At 74.2% G+C, this 15,488-nt stretch carries 12 protein-coding genes; 4 read left to right on the forward strand and 8 right to left on the reverse strand.

The features are described 5' to 3' along the window. Window position 1 precedes the first annotated feature (1 nt). Window positions 2-2,161, forward strand: coding sequence for a 3-hydroxyacyl-CoA dehydrogenase NAD-binding domain-containing protein (locus tag LGQ04_RS16295; protein ID WP_229245022.1), 2,160 nt, complete (start codon window positions 2-4; stop codon window positions 2,159-2,161). Window positions 2,162-2,282: 121 nt separating this feature from the next. Here LGQ04_RS16295 and LGQ04_RS16300 read toward each other — a convergent pair whose 3' ends face one another. From LGQ04_RS16300 to pflB, 7 genes are all read right to left on the reverse strand, one after another. Continuing rightward, entirely contained in the window at window positions 2,283-3,038 is a 756-nt protein-coding gene (locus LGQ04_RS16300; RefSeq protein WP_229245023.1) for a PIG-L deacetylase family protein, read from the reverse strand. Between the two features lie 57 nt (window positions 3,039-3,095). Next, a complete protein-coding gene (locus LGQ04_RS16305) occupies window positions 3,096-3,395 on the reverse strand; it encodes a hypothetical protein (RefSeq protein WP_229245024.1) in 300 nt (99 codons plus the stop codon). Between the two features lie 32 nt (window positions 3,396-3,427). Continuing rightward, window positions 3,428-5,659, reverse strand: coding sequence for a DEAD/DEAH box helicase (locus LGQ04_RS16310; RefSeq protein WP_229245025.1), 2,232 nt, complete (start codon window positions 5,657-5,659; stop codon window positions 3,428-3,430). Then, entirely contained in the window at window positions 5,656-6,042 is a 387-nt protein-coding gene (locus LGQ04_RS16315) for a type II toxin-antitoxin system death-on-curing family toxin (protein WP_229245026.1), read from the reverse strand. The genes LGQ04_RS16310 and LGQ04_RS16315 overlap by 4 nt, the downstream gene beginning before the upstream one ends. 3 nt (window positions 6,043-6,045) lie before the next feature. Further along, window positions 6,046-6,243, reverse strand: coding sequence for a CopG family transcriptional regulator (locus tag LGQ04_RS16320; protein ID WP_229245027.1), 198 nt, complete (start codon window positions 6,241-6,243; stop codon window positions 6,046-6,048). Between the two features lie 61 nt (window positions 6,244-6,304). Continuing rightward, a complete protein-coding gene (gene pflA, locus LGQ04_RS16325) occupies window positions 6,305-7,300 on the reverse strand; it encodes a pyruvate formate-lyase-activating protein (RefSeq protein ID WP_372470118.1) in 996 nt (331 codons plus the stop codon). 9 nt (window positions 7,301-7,309) lie between these two features. Beyond that, window positions 7,310-9,595, reverse strand: coding sequence for a formate C-acetyltransferase (pflB, locus tag LGQ04_RS16330; protein WP_229245028.1), 2,286 nt, complete (start codon window positions 9,593-9,595; stop codon window positions 7,310-7,312). Window positions 9,596-9,959: 364 nt separating this feature from the next. On the opposite strand from pflB, the gene LGQ04_RS16335 reads away from it, so the two are divergent. Further along, window positions 9,960-11,042: a carboxylate-amine ligase gene (locus LGQ04_RS16335; RefSeq protein WP_229245078.1), complete on the forward strand. Its 1,083-nt coding sequence runs from the start codon at window positions 9,960-9,962 to the stop codon at window positions 11,040-11,042. 99 nt (window positions 11,043-11,141) lie between these two features. On the opposite strand, the gene dxs is transcribed toward LGQ04_RS16335, so the two are convergent. Beyond that, window positions 11,142-13,061 (reverse strand): 1-deoxy-D-xylulose-5-phosphate synthase, encoded by a 1,920-nt coding sequence (dxs, locus tag LGQ04_RS16340; RefSeq protein ID WP_229245029.1) that lies wholly within the window; start codon window positions 13,059-13,061, stop codon window positions 11,142-11,144. A gap of 228 nt (window positions 13,062-13,289) precedes the next feature. Between dxs and guaB1 the strand changes: the two genes are divergently transcribed. Both guaB1 and LGQ04_RS16350 read left to right on the forward strand, forming a co-directional pair. Continuing rightward, window positions 13,290-14,741, forward strand: coding sequence for a GMP reductase (gene guaB1, locus LGQ04_RS16345; RefSeq protein WP_229245030.1), 1,452 nt, complete (start codon window positions 13,290-13,292; stop codon window positions 14,739-14,741). After that, on the forward strand, window positions 14,738-15,463 hold the full coding sequence (locus LGQ04_RS16350) for an NUDIX hydrolase (RefSeq protein ID WP_229245031.1): 726 nt from the start codon (window positions 14,738-14,740) through the stop codon (window positions 15,461-15,463). Before guaB1 ends, LGQ04_RS16350 begins: the two co-directional genes overlap by 4 nt. Window positions 15,464-15,488 lie beyond the last annotated feature (25 nt).

Here is a 15,488-nt window from a genome sequence, read left to right on the forward strand (position 1 = left end):
CATGAGCGCACCCACGCAGACCTCCCCCACCGCGAGCCCGGCCGACCGCGGCGAGCGCGTCACGCACTCGCTCGTGCGCGACGTCGCGCTGCCGGGCGGGACGGGGACGCTCGCCCTGCTCACGCTCGACAACGGGCTGGACCACACCAAGCCGACGACGCTCGGCCCCGAGGGCCTCGCCGAGCTGCACGCGGCGCTGCAGCGCCTCGAGCAGCGCGCGGCCGACGGCGAGATCGTCGCCGTCGCCGTGACGGGCAAGCCGTACTTCCTCGCCGCGGGCGCCGACCTCACGCAGGCCGCCGCCGTGCAGACGTACGACGACGCGCTCGCCCTCGGTCGTGCGGGTCACGCCGCGTACGCGATCCTCGGCGGGCTCCGGGAGAGGACCGGTGTGCCGACGTTCGCGTTCGTCAACGGCGTCGCCCTGGGCGGCGGCCTGGAGATCGCGCTGAACTGCGACTACCGCACCGTGGCGTCCGACGCCGGGGCGCTCGCCCTGCCCGAGGTCGGCCTCGGCCTCGTCCCCGGCTGGGGCGGCGCGTACCTCGTGCCGCGCCTGCTCGGTGTCGAGAAGGCCATGCACGTCATCCTCGAGCGTCCCGCGGCGAACAAGCCCTTCAAGGCCAAGGAGGCGTTCGAGACCGGCCTCGTCGACGCGCTGTTCGACGCGCCGGACTTCCTCGAGTCCTCGATCCGCTGGGCGGAGTCCGTCGTGCGCGGCGACGTCGTCGTCGAGCGCCGCGCGCTCGACCCGCAGCCCGTGTGGGACGCCGTCGTCGCGGGGACGCGGCAGCGGCTCGACGCCGTCGTCGCGGGCTCGCGGCCGGCGCCGTACCGCGCGCTCGACCTGATCGCCGACGCCCGGACGGCGACGCGGGACGAGGCGTTCGCCGCCGAGGACACCGCGCTGGCCGGCCTCATCATGAGCGACGAGATGCGCGCGAGCGTCTACGCGTTCCAGCTCGTGTCGAAGGGGAAGCGGCCGCAGGGCGCCCCCGACCCGAAGCTCGGGCGTCCGGTGACGCGCGTCGGCATCGTCGGCGCCGGGCTCATGGCGGCGCAGATCGCGCTGCTGTTCGCGCAGCGCCTCCAGGTGCCGGTCGTCATGCGCGACCTCGACGCCGAGCGGGTCGACAAGGGTCTCGGCTACGTCCGCGCGACGGTCGAGAAGCTCGTGGGCTCGGGCCGCATGTCGCGCGACGTCGGTGCGCGCATCGTCGGCTCGGTGCACGGCACGACGGAGCTCGGCGACTTCGCCGGGTGCGACGTCGTCATCGAGGCGGTGACGGAGATCCTGCCGCTGAAGAAGAAGGTCTTCGCCGAGCTCGAGGACGTCGTGGGCGAGGAGACCGTGTTCCTCACGAACACCTCCGCGCTGTCCGTCACGGACATGGCGGCGGACCTGCGCCACCCGGAGCGCGTCGTCGGGATGCACTTCTTCAACCCCGTCGCGCAGATGCCGCTCGTGGAGATCATCCAGGCGGCGAGGACCGACGACGCGGCGCTCGCCACGGCCTTCGCCATGACGAAGAAGCTGCGCAAGACGGCGGTGCTCGTCGCCGACCGTCCGGGTTTCGTCGTCAACCGTCTGCTCATCCTCCTCATGGGCAAGATCGTCGAGGCCGTGGAGAACGGGACGTCGGTCGAGGTGGCGGACCGCGCCGTCGCGCCGCTCGGGCTGCCGATGCCGCCGTTCGCGCTGTTCGACCTCGTGGGCCCGGCGGTCGGCCTGCACGTGCTCACGTCGCTGCGCGAGGACCTCGGCGACCGGTTCCCCGTGTCGCCGGGGCTGCAGCGCATCGTCGACGAGCAGATCCCCGTCGTGCTCGACGCGCCCAAGGGCCTGCCGAAGCCGGTCGACCCGGCGATCCAGCAGGTCTTCGGCTCCGGTGAGGCCGGTGGCGAGGGCGCGCTCGACGAGGCGGGCGTGCTCGACTCCGTGCTCACGGCGCTCACGCAGGAGATCGGGCTCATGCTCGACGAGGGCGTCGTCGCGAGCCCGTCGCAGATCGACCTGTGCATGATCCTCGGCGCCGGGTGGGGCTTCCACCTCGGCGGCATCACGCCGTACCTCGACCGGACGGGCTACTCCGAGAGGGTCCTCGGCCGCCGGTTCCTGCCCGACGGCGTCGCGAACGTCCCGGCGGCGTCGCGCGTCTGACCTGTCCCCGGCACCCCGACGTGCCGACCAGGCGGCTGTGGCCCGTCCGGAGCTCCGGACGGGCCACAGCCGCATGGTCGGCGGGCGGCAGGCGCAGGCTCGGCGGGCGGACGCCTCGCCGTCAGTCCCAGGTGAGCTGCACGACCTCGAACGCCGCGGCGTGCTCGACGCCGAGCCGCTCGCCCGTGGGGCGCGTCATCGAGCCGAGGAACTCCGCGGGGTCGAACCCCTCCCAGCCCAGCCCGTCGAGGTAGGCGCGGTGCGCCGCGAGCGACGCGACCCCGGCGTCGAACGTCGCGGTGACGTCGACGGCGTGCGCCGCGGCCGGAGACCCGGACACCCACACCTGACCGACGCCGCCCCACGGCTCGAGCCCCTCGTCCTCCACCTGGTCGCGGAACACCCAGCGGTTGCCCGCGTCGCGCACGGCGTCGAGCACGGCACGCCCCGTCGCCATGTGGTCGGCCTGGTTCGGGATGCCGCCCGGGAACGTCTCGCGGTGGTTGCCCGTGATGACGAGGTCCGGCCGGTGCCGCCGCACGACGCGCGCGATCTCGCGACGCAGCGGCACCCCGTACTCGAGCACGCCGTCGGGCAGCCCGAGGAAGTCGACCTCGTCGACCCCGACGAGCCGCGCCGACTCGACCTGCTCCGCCTCCCGCACGCCGCGCGCGACGTCGGGGTCCATGCCGTCGATGCCCGCCTCGCCGCTCGTCACCATGCAGTACACGACGCGCTTGCCCTGGCCGGTCCAGCGGGCCACGGCGGCAGCGGCACCGAACTCCATGTCGTCCGGGTGGGCGACGACCGCGAGCGCGGTCGACCAGTCCTCGGGCAGCGGGGCGAGCGGGGCACGGTCGGGCGTCGGCGTCGTCATCCCCTCACGCTAGGGCACCCGCGTCGGCGCGGCACCGGCGGTCGCGGGCGCGCGGGGTCACGCGCCGTCGTACCCCTGGTGGGCGGACCAGCGCCCGGCGGCCGCGCTCGCGCCCTCCTCGATCAGCGCCGCGAGGTCGGGACGGTCGGGGACGCGGAAGGAGACGTAGCCGCCGCGGCCGCCCGCGACGGGCCGGCCGTACGCCTTGGCGGCGAGCCGGCCGTCGGCCAGCAGCCGCACGGTGATGGTCTGCAGCTCGAAGGTCTCGCCGCGGCGTTCGTCGGTCCAGCGCAGGTGCTCGGGGACGGTGACGGTGATGGCGAGGGCGCCCACCTCGACGTCGGGGGTGTCGGTCATCCGCCCATCCTCGCGCGGCGAGTGCCTCGGCGTCAGGTCTCGTGCTCCGGGACGGGCGCGTCCTCGACGGACGTGACGGCCGGGTCGACGACGAGCCGGGCGCGCTCGGCGGCGACGACGGTCCGGGCGAGGTGCGCCTCGGACACGTCGACGGCGCCCGCGACCTCCTCGGCGAGAGCGCTGCGCCGCGCGTAGGCGTCGAAAAGGCGCCGCTTGGTGTCGAGGATCCGCACGAGGTGCTCGTCCACGCTGTCGACGGTGAGGAGGCGGTGCACCTGCACGGTCTCGACCTGGCCCATGCGGTGGGCGCGGGCGACCGCCTGCGCCTCGGTCGTGGGCTTGGTCTGCGGCTCGCAGAGGATCACGACGGACGCCGCCTGGAGGTTGAGGCCCACTCCCCCGACGTCGATCTGGCTGACGAGCGCGCGGGGCACGGGCGAGGTCGTGAACTCGTCGACGACCGCCTGGCGCGTCGGGACCGGGACGGACCCGGTGAGCGGCCCGGCCGCGAGGTCCCCGAGCGCACGGACGACGACGTCCACGACGTCGAGGAACGCCGAGAACACGACGACCTTGCGCCCGTTCTGCGTCGCCTCCTCGACGAGCTCGACGAGGCGCCGGACCTTGGCGGAGTCCTCCGGGTGGTCGACGGCGAACGCCGCGCGTCGCATCGCCATGAAGCCGCCGTGCACGACCGCCTCGCGGTACGCCGCGCCGTCGCGCGGTCCGAGCTCTTCCCACTCGTCGACCTGGACGAGCTCGGGCAGCTCCTCGAGGACGTCCTCGGCGTTGCGCCGCAGGTAGGCGGGCGCGACCGCGCGCCGGAAGGCGTCCGGTCCGGCAGCCCCGGTCGCGGCGTCGAGGCCCGCGGCGAGCCCGGGCTGCAGGTAGCCCACGAGCGTGCGGAACTCCTCGACCCGGTTCTCCATCGCGGTGCCGGTGAGGAGCAGCGCGTGCGGGACGGCGCCCGCGAGCGCCGCGACGGCGGCGGACCGCTTGGCCTCGGGGTTCTTCACGTAGTGGGCCTCGTCGACGACGAGCGCCGCGGGTGCGGCCGCGGTGAACGTCTCGACCCCCGCGTCGCGCAGCCCGGCGAACGTCGTCACGGCGACGCCCCCGCCGGACCGCCACGCGGCGGTCGCCTCGGCGCGTGCGTCGCCGTGCAGCGCGTGGACGGTGAGCGTGCTGTGGGCGCGCACCTCGCGCACCCAGGTGGTCAGCACGCTCGCGGGGCACACGACGACGGCGTGGGTGGCGCCGCGCGCGACGAGGTGGGCGACGACGGCGATCGCCTGGACGGTCTTGCCGAGCCCCATCTCGTCACCGAGGACGACGCGGCGCTGCGCGAGCGCGAAGCGTGCGCCGAACGCCTGGTAGCCGCGCAGCGAGACGCGGAGCAGGGACTCGTCGAGCACCTGCGTCTGGACGCGCTCGACGAGGTCGGCGGGCAGGTGCCCCTCGGTCGCGGCGACGTCGCGGCCCGTGGGGGCGACGCCGTCGAGCAGGGCGTAGTACGCGGCGGAGCGGCGCCGGAAGTCCTCCCAGGCGTCGTAGGGGCGCGCGGGGTCGTCGAGCAGGGACGTGACGCGCCGTGCGTCCTCGGCGAGGCCGGTGGCGCGTGCGTCGTCGAGGAGGTCCGCGAGGGTCGCCACCGCCGCGAAGGCCCGACGGCGGCGCCCGCCCCAGGCGAGGAGGCGGCGCGGTGCGCTCGCGACGGCCCGCGCCTCGTCGGACGCGCGCGCGTGGTCGGCGAGGACGCGTCGCGCCTGCGCACCGTACCGCGCGAGCGCGGCGTCGGCCTGGTCGAGCGCGTGGAGGGCCTGGACGAGCGCCGTCGCGACGGGGTCGGTGGGCGTGAGGTCGATGCGGAACCGCAGGCTCTCGCGCACCGCCCGGGCGACCTGTTCGGCGGCGGCGAGCAGGTGCGTCGCGGTCTGCGGACCGATGCCGGGGACGCGTTCGAGGCCCGCCCGCCCGTGCCGGGCGACGTCGCCGACCGTGGTGACACCCGCGTCCGTGAGCGTCCCCAGGCGCAGCCGCTCGCGCGTGACGTCGCGCAACGCCGACACGTCGACGCCGTCGAGGTGCGCGAGCACCTTCTCCTCGCGGCTGTCGCCGAACGCGGCCCGGACCCGCTCCCGCGCCTCCGCGGGTGCGGCGGCGAACCGCCCGAGCAGCACCGCCAGGTCGTCCGCATCCACGAGGACGCGACGGACCGACACGGCGTCCGGCCTCCCCGGCTCCGTCGCGGGAGCGGCGCTCACGGTTCGACGCGCGTCACGTGCTCCGCGAGCCGCGCGGCCACAACCGCGACGTCCTCGACCTCTCCGGACGCGATGGCGATGACGAGGTCGTACGCGTCGTCCTGCGGCATGGCGAGGCGTGCGCCGTTCAGGGCGTAGAAGAGGCGCACGCCGACCCACCCGAGGCGCTTGTTGCCGTCGATCAGCGCGTGGTTCTTGGTGAGCGAGATGAGCAGTGCGGCGGCCTTCTCGTCGAGCGCCGGGTACGCCTCGACCCCGAACATCGACGCGCTGGGCCGGGCCAGGGCCGAGGAGAGCAGCCCGTAGTCCCGGACCGCGGCGGAGCCGCCGAGGAAGGCGTCCGCGGCGGCGAGCAGGTCGTCCTCGTCGAGGTAGACGACCACGGCCTACTGCGCCAACCGGTCGAGGAGATCGCGGTCCTCCTCGACGATCTGCGCGATGAGCCGGTCGCGCAGCTCGCGTCGCTTCGCGTCGTACTCCACGACGGCATGGGCCACGGCGGCGTTCGCCGAGATGCCCTCCCGCCGGGTGATCCGCTCGAGCGCGGCCTGGGCCTCGTCGTCGAGCCGCAGCGTCATGGCCATGGTCTCCCCCGATCCGTCGTGATACCAGCACGGTACCACCGCGTCCACCGGGACCGGACGATCAGTACGTCGTCAGGCCGTGGGCGCGGAACTGGTCGCGCACGCGCTCGGTGAGCTCCGCGGACGGCGCGGGGGTGTCGTCGAGCTCGTAGGTGCGCCCGAGCGCGTCCCACTTGTCGCGGCCCATCTGGTGAAAGGGCAGCACCTCGACGCGCGCCACGGTGCCGGGGCGGATCTCGTCGAGGGACGCGACGTACGACGCCACCTTCTCGACGTTCTCCACGTCGTCGGTCAGACCCGGGACGAGGACGAACCGCACCCAGACCTCGGGTCCGTGCCCGGTGAGGCCGCGCTCGGCGAGGCGCCGCCCGAAGCGCAGCGTCGGTTCGAGGTCGCGACCCGTGACCGTGCGGTACGTCTCGGGGTCGCCGGACTTCACGTCGAGCAGCACGAGGTCGGTGTCGTCGAGCATCGCGTCGGTCGCGTTCGCGCCGAGGAAGCCCGACGTGTCGAGCGCGGTGTGCACGCCCCTGGCCTTCGCGCCGCGCAGGACCCGCGCGGCGAACGCGGGCTGCATGAGCACCTCGCCGCCCGAGAGCGTGAGGCCGCCGTGCGTCGCCCGGAACACCGGCAGGTAGCGCGTGACGCGGGCGAGGAGCTCGTCCGCGGTGACCGGCTCGCCGTCCTTCATCGCGAACGTGTCGGGGTTGTGGCAGTACAGGCACCGCAGGGGGCACCCGTTGAGGAACACCGTGAGCCGTGTCCCCGGCCCGTCCACGGCCGTGACGAGCTCCCAGGAGTGGACCGAGCCGAGCTCGCCCGCGCGCATCGCCGCGAGCTTGTCGGCCCGGTCCACGTCCGCGACCGTCAGGCCGTCCAGGCCCGCACCCGCGCGGCGCGCGTGGCCCACCGGGGTGCCCGACGCCGCGGGCCCGCCCGCCGTCGTCGGGCCACCGGGGACGTCGAGGCCCGTCGCGTCGTCGGGCGCTGCGGCGCCCTGGGGCGCGCCGCAGCCCCGCGTCCGACGGACGTCGGGTCCCGGGAGGGTGACGGTCACGGGGGCCTCCTACAGCGCGCCGTGGAAGGTGCGCGAGAGCACGTCGAGCTGCTGCTCGCGCGTGAGGCGGACGAAGTTCACCGCATACCCGGACACGCGGATCGTCAGCTGCGGGTAGTCCTCCGGGTGGTCCATGGCGTCCAGGAGCGTCTCGCGGTTCAGCACGTTGACGTTCATGTGGTAACCGTTCGACCCGACGTACGCGTCGAGGAGACCCGCGAGGTTCGTCACCTGCTCCTCCTTCGTGCGCCCGAGACCGCTCGGCACCACGGTGTTCGTGAGCGAGATGCCGTCCTGCGCCTCGTCGTACGGGAGCTTCGCCACCGACAGGGCCGAGGCGAGCATGCCGTGCGTGTCCCGGCCGTTCATCGGGTTCGCACCCGGGGCGAACGGCTCGCCGGCGCGGCGGCCGTCGGGCGTGTTGCCCGTCGCCTTGCCGTACACGACGTTCGACGTGATCGTCAGGACCGACTGCGTCGGCACCGCGTCGCGGTACATCGGGTGCGTGCGCACCTTCGCCATGAACCGCTCGACGAGGTCGACGGCGATCGCGTCCGCCCGGTCGTCGTCGTTGCCGTACGTGGGGTACTCGCCCTCGGTGACGTAGTCGACGACGATACCGCGCTCGTCGCGCACCACGGAGACCGTCGCGTGCTTGATCGCCGACAGGGAGTCCGCCGCGACCGACAGCCCCGCGATGCCGCACGCCATGGTCCGCAGCACGTCGGAGTCGTGCAGCGCCATCTCGATGCGCTCGTACGCGTACTTGTCGTGCGACCAGTGGATGCAGTTGAGCGCCTCGACGTACGTCGCCGCGAGCCAGTCCATCGTGGCGTCGAACTTCGCCATGACGTCGTCGAAGTCGAGCACGTCGCCCTCGACAGGGGCCGCGACCGGGGAGACCTGCTTGCCCGAGACCTCGTCGCGCCCGCCGTTGATCGCGTAGAGCAGCGTCTTGGCGAGGTTGACGCGCGCGCCGAAGAACTGCATCTGCTTGCCGACCCGCATCGGGGACACGCAGCACGCGATGGCCGCGTCGTCGCCCCACGCCGGGCGGATGATCTCGTCGGACTCGTACTGCACCGCGGACGTGTCGATCGACACCTGGGCGCAGTAGTCCTTGAACCCCTGCGGCAGGTCGGGGCTCCAGAACACCGTCATGTTCGGCTCGGGCGCCGGGCCGAGGTTGTACAGCGTCTGGAGGAACCGGAAGGAGTTCTTCGTCACGAGCGGCCGCCCGTCCTCCCCCATACCGCCGATGGTCTCGGTGACCCACGTCGGGTCGCCGGAGAACAGGGCGTCGTACTCGGGGGTGCGCAGGAACCGGACGATGCGCAGCTTGATGACGAAGTCGTCGATGATCTCCTGCGCCTGCGCCTCCGTGATCCGGCCCGCCTCCAGGTCGCGGTCGAGGTACACGTCGAGGAACGTCGACGTGCGGCCGAGCGACATCGCGGCGCCGTTCTGCTCCTTCACCGCGGCGAGGTAGGCGAAGTAGAGCCACTGCACGGCCTCGCGCGCGGTCGTCGCCGGGCCGGAGATGTCGTACCCGTACTCGGCGGCCATGTCCTTGAGCTCGCCGAGGGCGCGGATCTGCTCCGCGTGCTCCTCGCGCTCGCGCACGACCTTCTCGCTGAAGGGCTGCGTGTCGAGCGTGAGCTTGTCGAGCTTCTTCGCGGCGACGAGCGCGTCCACGCCGTACAGGGCGACGCGGCGGTAGTCGCCGATGATGCGCCCGCGGCCGTACGCGTCCGGCAGGCCCGTGATGATGTGCGAGCTGCGGGCCGCGCGGACGTTCGGCGGGTAGACGTCGAACACGCCCTGGTTGTGCGTCTTGCGGAACTCGGTGAAGACCTTCTTCAGCGTCTCGTCGACCGCGTACCCGTAGGTCTGCAGCGCGCCCTCGACCATCCTCCAGCCGCCGTTGGGCATGATCGCGCGCTTGAGCGGCGCGTCCGTCTGCAGCCCGACGACGACCTCGTTCTCGCGGTCGATGTAGCCGGGGGCGTGCGCCGTGATGCCCGCGGGCGTGTGCGGGTCGACGTCGTGGACACCGTTCTCGCGCTCCGCGGGGAACATCGCGGACAGCGTCGCCCAGATGCCGGTGGTGCGCTCCGTCGGCCCGGCGAGGAACGACGCGTCTCCGTTGTACGGGCGGTAGTTGCGCTGGATGAAGTCGCGCACGTCCACGCCGTCGCGCCACGGGCCGTCGACGAACCCCTCCCACGCGGCGACGCGGGCGTCGTCGGCCTCGGTGCTGGTGACGCGGTCGCGCGCCTCGGAAACGCTGGTCATGCGGACCTCCCTCAGTGCCTGGCGCGCGGTCTCGCGACGCCGGCGGTGCCCGCGTGGCTCCTCGTCGCGGCGGGCCGCGGGCGGCGGGCCGGGGAGGTGTCCGACGGGCTCCTTCGCCACTTCCAGGGTAGGCCGGACGAGTCGTCGGTGGGGGGCCCGCGAGGGCATCGGGGACCTTGGTCCCGAGCCGGGCGCACGGCAGGAGAACGGCGAGATCCTGCGGCCGAGAGGGCCTGGAGGATCGTTCGGCGACGTGGCTTGTGACAGCATTCACAAGACGTGGGGACGCTTCCGCGCAGACGGCGCGGTCCTTCGGCTCCCGTGCCGCGCCCGCTCGTGTGACACTTCCTCGGTGAAGCGGACCATGGGTGTCGAGGAAGAGTTCCTGCTCGTCGGCGACGACGGGCGTCCCGTCGCGAAGGCGGCCGAGGCGCTCGAGGCGTCGGGCAGCGGCGACGAGGGCGGGACCGGCTCGCTCGAGTCGGAGTTCATGGAGGAGCAGATCGAGACGGCGACGCACCCGCGCGCCGAGCTCGACGACCTCGCCAAGGAGATCCGGGCCGGCCGCGCGCGGGCCCAGGTCGCCGCCGACCAGGTCGGGGCGCACGTCGCGGCGCTGTCCACGTCCCCCCTGCCCTTCGAGGGGACCACCGTCGCCCGGCTGCGCTACCTCCAGGCGCGCGCGGCGTTCGGGCTCACCGCCCGCGAACAGCTCACCAGCGGGTGCCACGTCCACGTCGCCGTCGCGGACGACGCCGAGGGCGTCGCCGTGCTCGACCGCATCGGGCCGTGGCTCGCGACGCTCCTCGCGCTGAGCACCAACTCCCCCTACTGGCAGGGCGAGGACAGCGGGTACGCGAGCTTCCGCTCCCAGGTGTGGTCCCGCTGGCCCACCTCCGGCCCCGCGCGCGCGTTCGGCACGCCCGAGGCGTACCACGACGCCGTCGACTCGCTCGTCGCCACGGGCACGATCCTCGACGAGAACATGGTCTACTTCGACGCCCGGCTCTCCTCGCGGTACCCCACGGTCGAGGTTCGCATCGCCGACGTCTGCCTCGACCCGGACACCGCGACGCTCCTCGCCGCCCTCGCGCGCGGCCTCGTCGAGACCGCGGCCCGCGAGGCGGCGGACGGGCTCGCCGCCCCCGAGCTGCGGCCCGAGCTGCTGCGCACCGCGTCCTGGCGCGCGGGACGCTCCGGGCTCGCCGACGACCTGCTCTCGCCGCGCACGTGGCGCCCCGCCCCGGCGCACGACGTCGTCGGGCAGCTCGTCGCGCACGTGCGCGACGCCCTCGTCGACGCGGGCGACCTCGACGCCGTCACCGAGCTGCTCGGTCGGCTCTGGTCGCGCGGCAACGGCGCGGCCCGCCAGCGCGAGTGGTTCGTCGAGTCCGGCGAGGACCTCGGCGCCGTCGTGCGGCGCGCGGTGGAGGTCACGCACTCCTGACGGGCCGCCCACCGGGATCGCCCGGTCGAGATCGGCAGACCGGTTCGAGATCGGCGGAACAGGTCCGCCGATCTCGACCGGGTCCGCCGACCTGGCGCGTCAGGGCTGGGAGAGACCGGCGAGAGCGTCCAGCACGTCGCGGGCGACGTCCGGCGCGGTGAGGCGGTAGGCGGACGCGACCTGGTCGCGGCTGGCGTGGTCGAGGAACTGGGCGGGCAGGCCGAGGGCGTGCACCGGCGTCGCGACGCCGGACTCGCGGGAGCGCTGCGCGAGCAGCGCGCCGACGCCCCCGTCCGCGACGCCGTCCTCCACGCTCACGACGAGGTCGTGCTCGCCCGCGAGCTTGACGAGCGCGGTCGGCATCGGCAGGACCCACGTGGGTGCCGCCACCGTGACGTCCACGCCGTGCGCGCCGAGCGACCCCGCCGCCTCGAGCGCGACGCGCGCCATGGAGCCCACGCCGACGAGCAGCACGCGCCGTCGTGGCACCCCCGCCGCGCCCGCCTCCGGGGCCGACGCCGCGCCGTCGGGCACGGCGAGGAGGTCCACCCCGTCCACGGTGTCCGCCGCGGGGAGGGCGTCCGCGAGGGCACCCTTCGGGTAGCGCACGACGGTCGGCGCGTCGTCGACGTCGACCGCCTCCCGCAGGGCGGCGCGCAGGGTCTCCTCGTCGCGCGGCGCCGCGAGGCGCAGGCCGGGCACGACGCGCAGCATCGCCATGTCCCACATGCCGTTGTGGCTCGCGCCGTCGTCGCCGGTGATGCCGGCGCGGTCGAGCACGAACGTCACGCCCGCCTTGTGCAGCGCGACGTCCATGAGGACCTGGTCGAACGCGCGGTTGAGGAACGTCGCGTACACCGCGACGACGGGGTGCAGGCCGGCGAACGCCATGCCGGCCGCGGACGTCGCGGCGTGCTGCTCCGCGATGCCGACGTCGAACGTGCGCTCCGGGAAGGCCTGCGCGAACGGCTTGAGGCCCACGGGCTCGAGCATGGCCGCCGTGATGGCGACGACGTCGGAGCGGCGGCGGCCGATCTGCACGATCTCGTCGGCGAACACCTTGGTCCAGCCGAACCGCGAGGGCGCGACGGGCAGCCCGGTCTCCGGGTGGATCTGGCCGACGGCGTGGAACCGGTCCGCGACGTCCTGCTCGGCGGGCGTGTAGCCACGGCCCTTCTCGGTGATGGCGTGCACGAGGACGGGCGCCCCGTACGCCTTGGCGCGGCGCAGCGCGTGCTCCATCGCCTCGAGGTCGTGCCCGTCGATCGGCCCCACGTACTTGATGCCGAGGTCCTCGAACATGCCCTGGGGCGCGACGACGTCCTTGAGGCCCTTCTTGAGCCCGTGCAGCCAGTCGTACGCGAAGCGGCCGGGCGCCCCCGTGCGGTGGAGGGTCCGCTTGCCCCAGTCGAGGAAGCCCTCGTAGCCGCTCGTGGTGCGCAGCGTCGACAGGTGGTGCGCCATGCCGCCGATGGTCGGCGAGTAGGAGCGACCGTTGTCGTTGACGACGACGACGAGACGCCGGTCCTGGGACTCGGCGATGTTGTTCAGCGCCTCCCAGGCCATGCCGCCGGTGAGCGCGCCGTCGCCGATGACCGCGACGACGTGCCGGTCGGTCAGGCCGCGCACGACGTTCGCCTTGGCGATCCCGTCGCCCCACGACAGCGCGGTGGAGGCGTGGGAGTTCTCGACGACGTCGTGCTCGGACTCGGCGCGCGACGGGTACCCGGACAGGCCGCCCTTCTTGCGCAGCGCGGAGAAGTCGCGTCGGCCCGTGAGCAGCTTGTGCACGTAGGACTGGTGCCCGGTGTCGAACACGAAGGTGTCGCGCGGGGAGGTGAACACGCGGTGCATGGCGATGGTCAGCTCGACGACCCCGAGGTTCGGCCCGAGGTGACCGCCGGTCCGCGACACGGAGTCGACGAGGAACGCCCGGATCTCGGCGGCGAGCGCGCGGGACTGGGCGGGGGTCAGCCGTTGCACGTCCTCCGGCGAGGTGATCGTGCTCAGCAGGCTCATGCAGTGCTCCGTTCCGTTCCCGTCGACAGCCGTCCCACTCTAGGTGCTCCACGGCGGTGCCCCGCGCCACGGTGCGCGGGGGACGAGACCTTCACGCCATTCACGCACACTCCGCGCCCGGACGCACCCAGCCCGCGCCGGGGCGGGGCGACGGCCCAGGTCAGCAAGCGACACGGAAACCTGCTTCCGCCCTGCGGACAACACGGCGGCCCGCCGTAGGATGGGGGCATGCGCTTCCTGACCGGCCAGTCCCCCGCGACCGACCTCACCTACGGCGACGTGTTCCTCGTGCCGTCCCGGTCCGAGGTCAGCTCGCGCTTCGACGTCGACCTGTCCTCCGCCGACGGCACGGGCACGACCGTCCCGCTCGTCGTCGCGAACATGACGGCCGTCGCCGGGCGCCGCATGGCCGAGACCGTGGCACGGCGCGGCGGCATCGCGATCATCCCGCAGGACGTCCCCACCGACGTGGTCGCCGACGTCGTCGCCGACGTGAAGTCCAAGGACCCGGTGGTCGAGACACCGGTCGTCGTCGGGCCGCACGACACGGTCCACACCGCCCTCACCCTCATCGGCAAGCGCGCGCACGGCGCCGCCGTCGTCGTCGCGGACGGCCGCCCGCTCGGCGTCGTCACCGAGGCCGACTGCACGGACGTCGACCGGTTCACCCAGGTGCACCAGGTGATGTCCGACCATCCCCTCATGCTCGACGCGGCGCTGCTCGACGGCGGTCGTGCCGGGCTCGAGGCCGCGTTCGACCAGCTCTACGCCGCTCGTCTCAAGGTCGCCCCCGTGACGCGGGACGGCGCGCTCGCCGGCGTCCTGACGCGCAAGGGCGCGCTGCGCTCCTCCGTCTACACCCCGGCGCTCGACGCCGGGGGTCGTCTGCGCGTCGGGGCCGCCGTCGGCATCAACGGCGACGTCGCCGCGAAGGCCAAGGAGCTCCTCGCCGCGGGCGTGGACGTCCTCGTCGTCGACACCGCGCACGGCCACCAGGTCAAGATGCTCCAGGCGCTCGACGCCGTGCGCTCCGTCGCGCCGGACGTCCCCGTCGTCGCGGGCAACGTCGTCACGGCCGACGGCGTGCGCGACCTCGTCGCCGCCGGCGCCGACATCGTCAAGGTCGGCGTGGGACCGGGCGCGATGTGCACGACGCGCATGATGACGGCCGTCGGACGCCCCCAGTTCTCGGCGGTCCTCGAGTGCGCCGCCGCCGCGCGCGAGCTCGGCAAGCACGTGTGGGCCGACGGCGGGGTGCGCCACCCGCGCGACGTCGCCCTCGCGCTCGCCGCGGGCGCCTCCCAGGTCATGATCGGCTCGTGGTTCGCGGGGACCTTCGAGTCGCCGGGCGACCTGCACGACGACGGCACGGGCCGCCTCTACAAGGAGAGCTTCGGCATGGCGTCGGCACGCGCCGTGGCCGCGCGGACCGCCGGCGGCTCGCCCTTCGACCGGGCCCGCAAGGGCCTGTACGAGGAGGGCATCAGCTCCGGGCGCATGTTCCTCGACCCGCAGCGCCCCGGCGTCGAGGACCTGCTCGACGAGATCACGTCGGGCCTGCGGTCGTCGTGCACGTACGCGGGCGCCGCGGACCTCGCGCAGTTCGCCGAGCGCGCGGTCGTCGGGATCCAGTCCGCCGCGGGCTACGAGGAGGGCCGCCCGCTCCCGGTGAGCTGGTGACCCCGGTGCCGCTCGGCGGCCCGGACGACGTCGCGGGCCCCGGCCCGGCGCGCGCGCAGCTCGCCGCGCTGCCCGCCGACGGCGGTGCCTGGCCCGCGCCGTGGCGCCACGCCGTCGGGACGCTCGACGACCGGGCGCGCCCCGCCGCGGTCCTCATGCTGTTCGGCGTGCTCGACGGGGCGCCGTCCGACCACGCGGCCCGTGCCGTGGCGCGCGACCTCGACGTGCTCCTCCTCGCCCGCGCGACGACGCTCGGTCACCACCCGGGCCAGGTCGCGTTCCCCGGCGGGCGCCTCGACCCGGGCGACGACGGCCCGGTCGACGCGGCGCTGCGGGAAGCCGTCGAGGAGACGGGTCTCGACCGCACCGGCGTCGACGTGCTGGGCACCCTCGGCGCGCTCCCCGTCCCCGTGAGCAACCACGTCGTGACGCCGGTGCTCGGCTGGTGGGCCCGCCCCACGCCGGTGCGGGCCGTCGACGACGCGGAGTCCGCCCACGTCTTCCGCGTGCCCGTCGCGGACCTGCTCGACCCCGACCGGCGTCGGACCGTCACGGTCCGGCGCGGTCGCCAGGTCTTCCGGAGCCCCGGCTTCCTCGTCGAGGCCGACGACCGCGAGCACCTCGTGTGGGGCTTCACCGGTGGCGTGCTCGACGCGCTCTTCGACCGCCTCGGCTGGACCGAGCCCTGGGACGCCACGCGCACGGTCGACCCGCCCCTGTGACCCACCGCTGAGTGCGGGGTATTCG

Origin of the sequence: Cellulosimicrobium marinum (assembly GCF_020551945.1) — a bacterium.
Lineage (GTDB): Bacteria > Actinomycetota > Actinomycetes > Actinomycetales > Cellulomonadaceae > Cellulosimicrobium > Cellulosimicrobium marinum.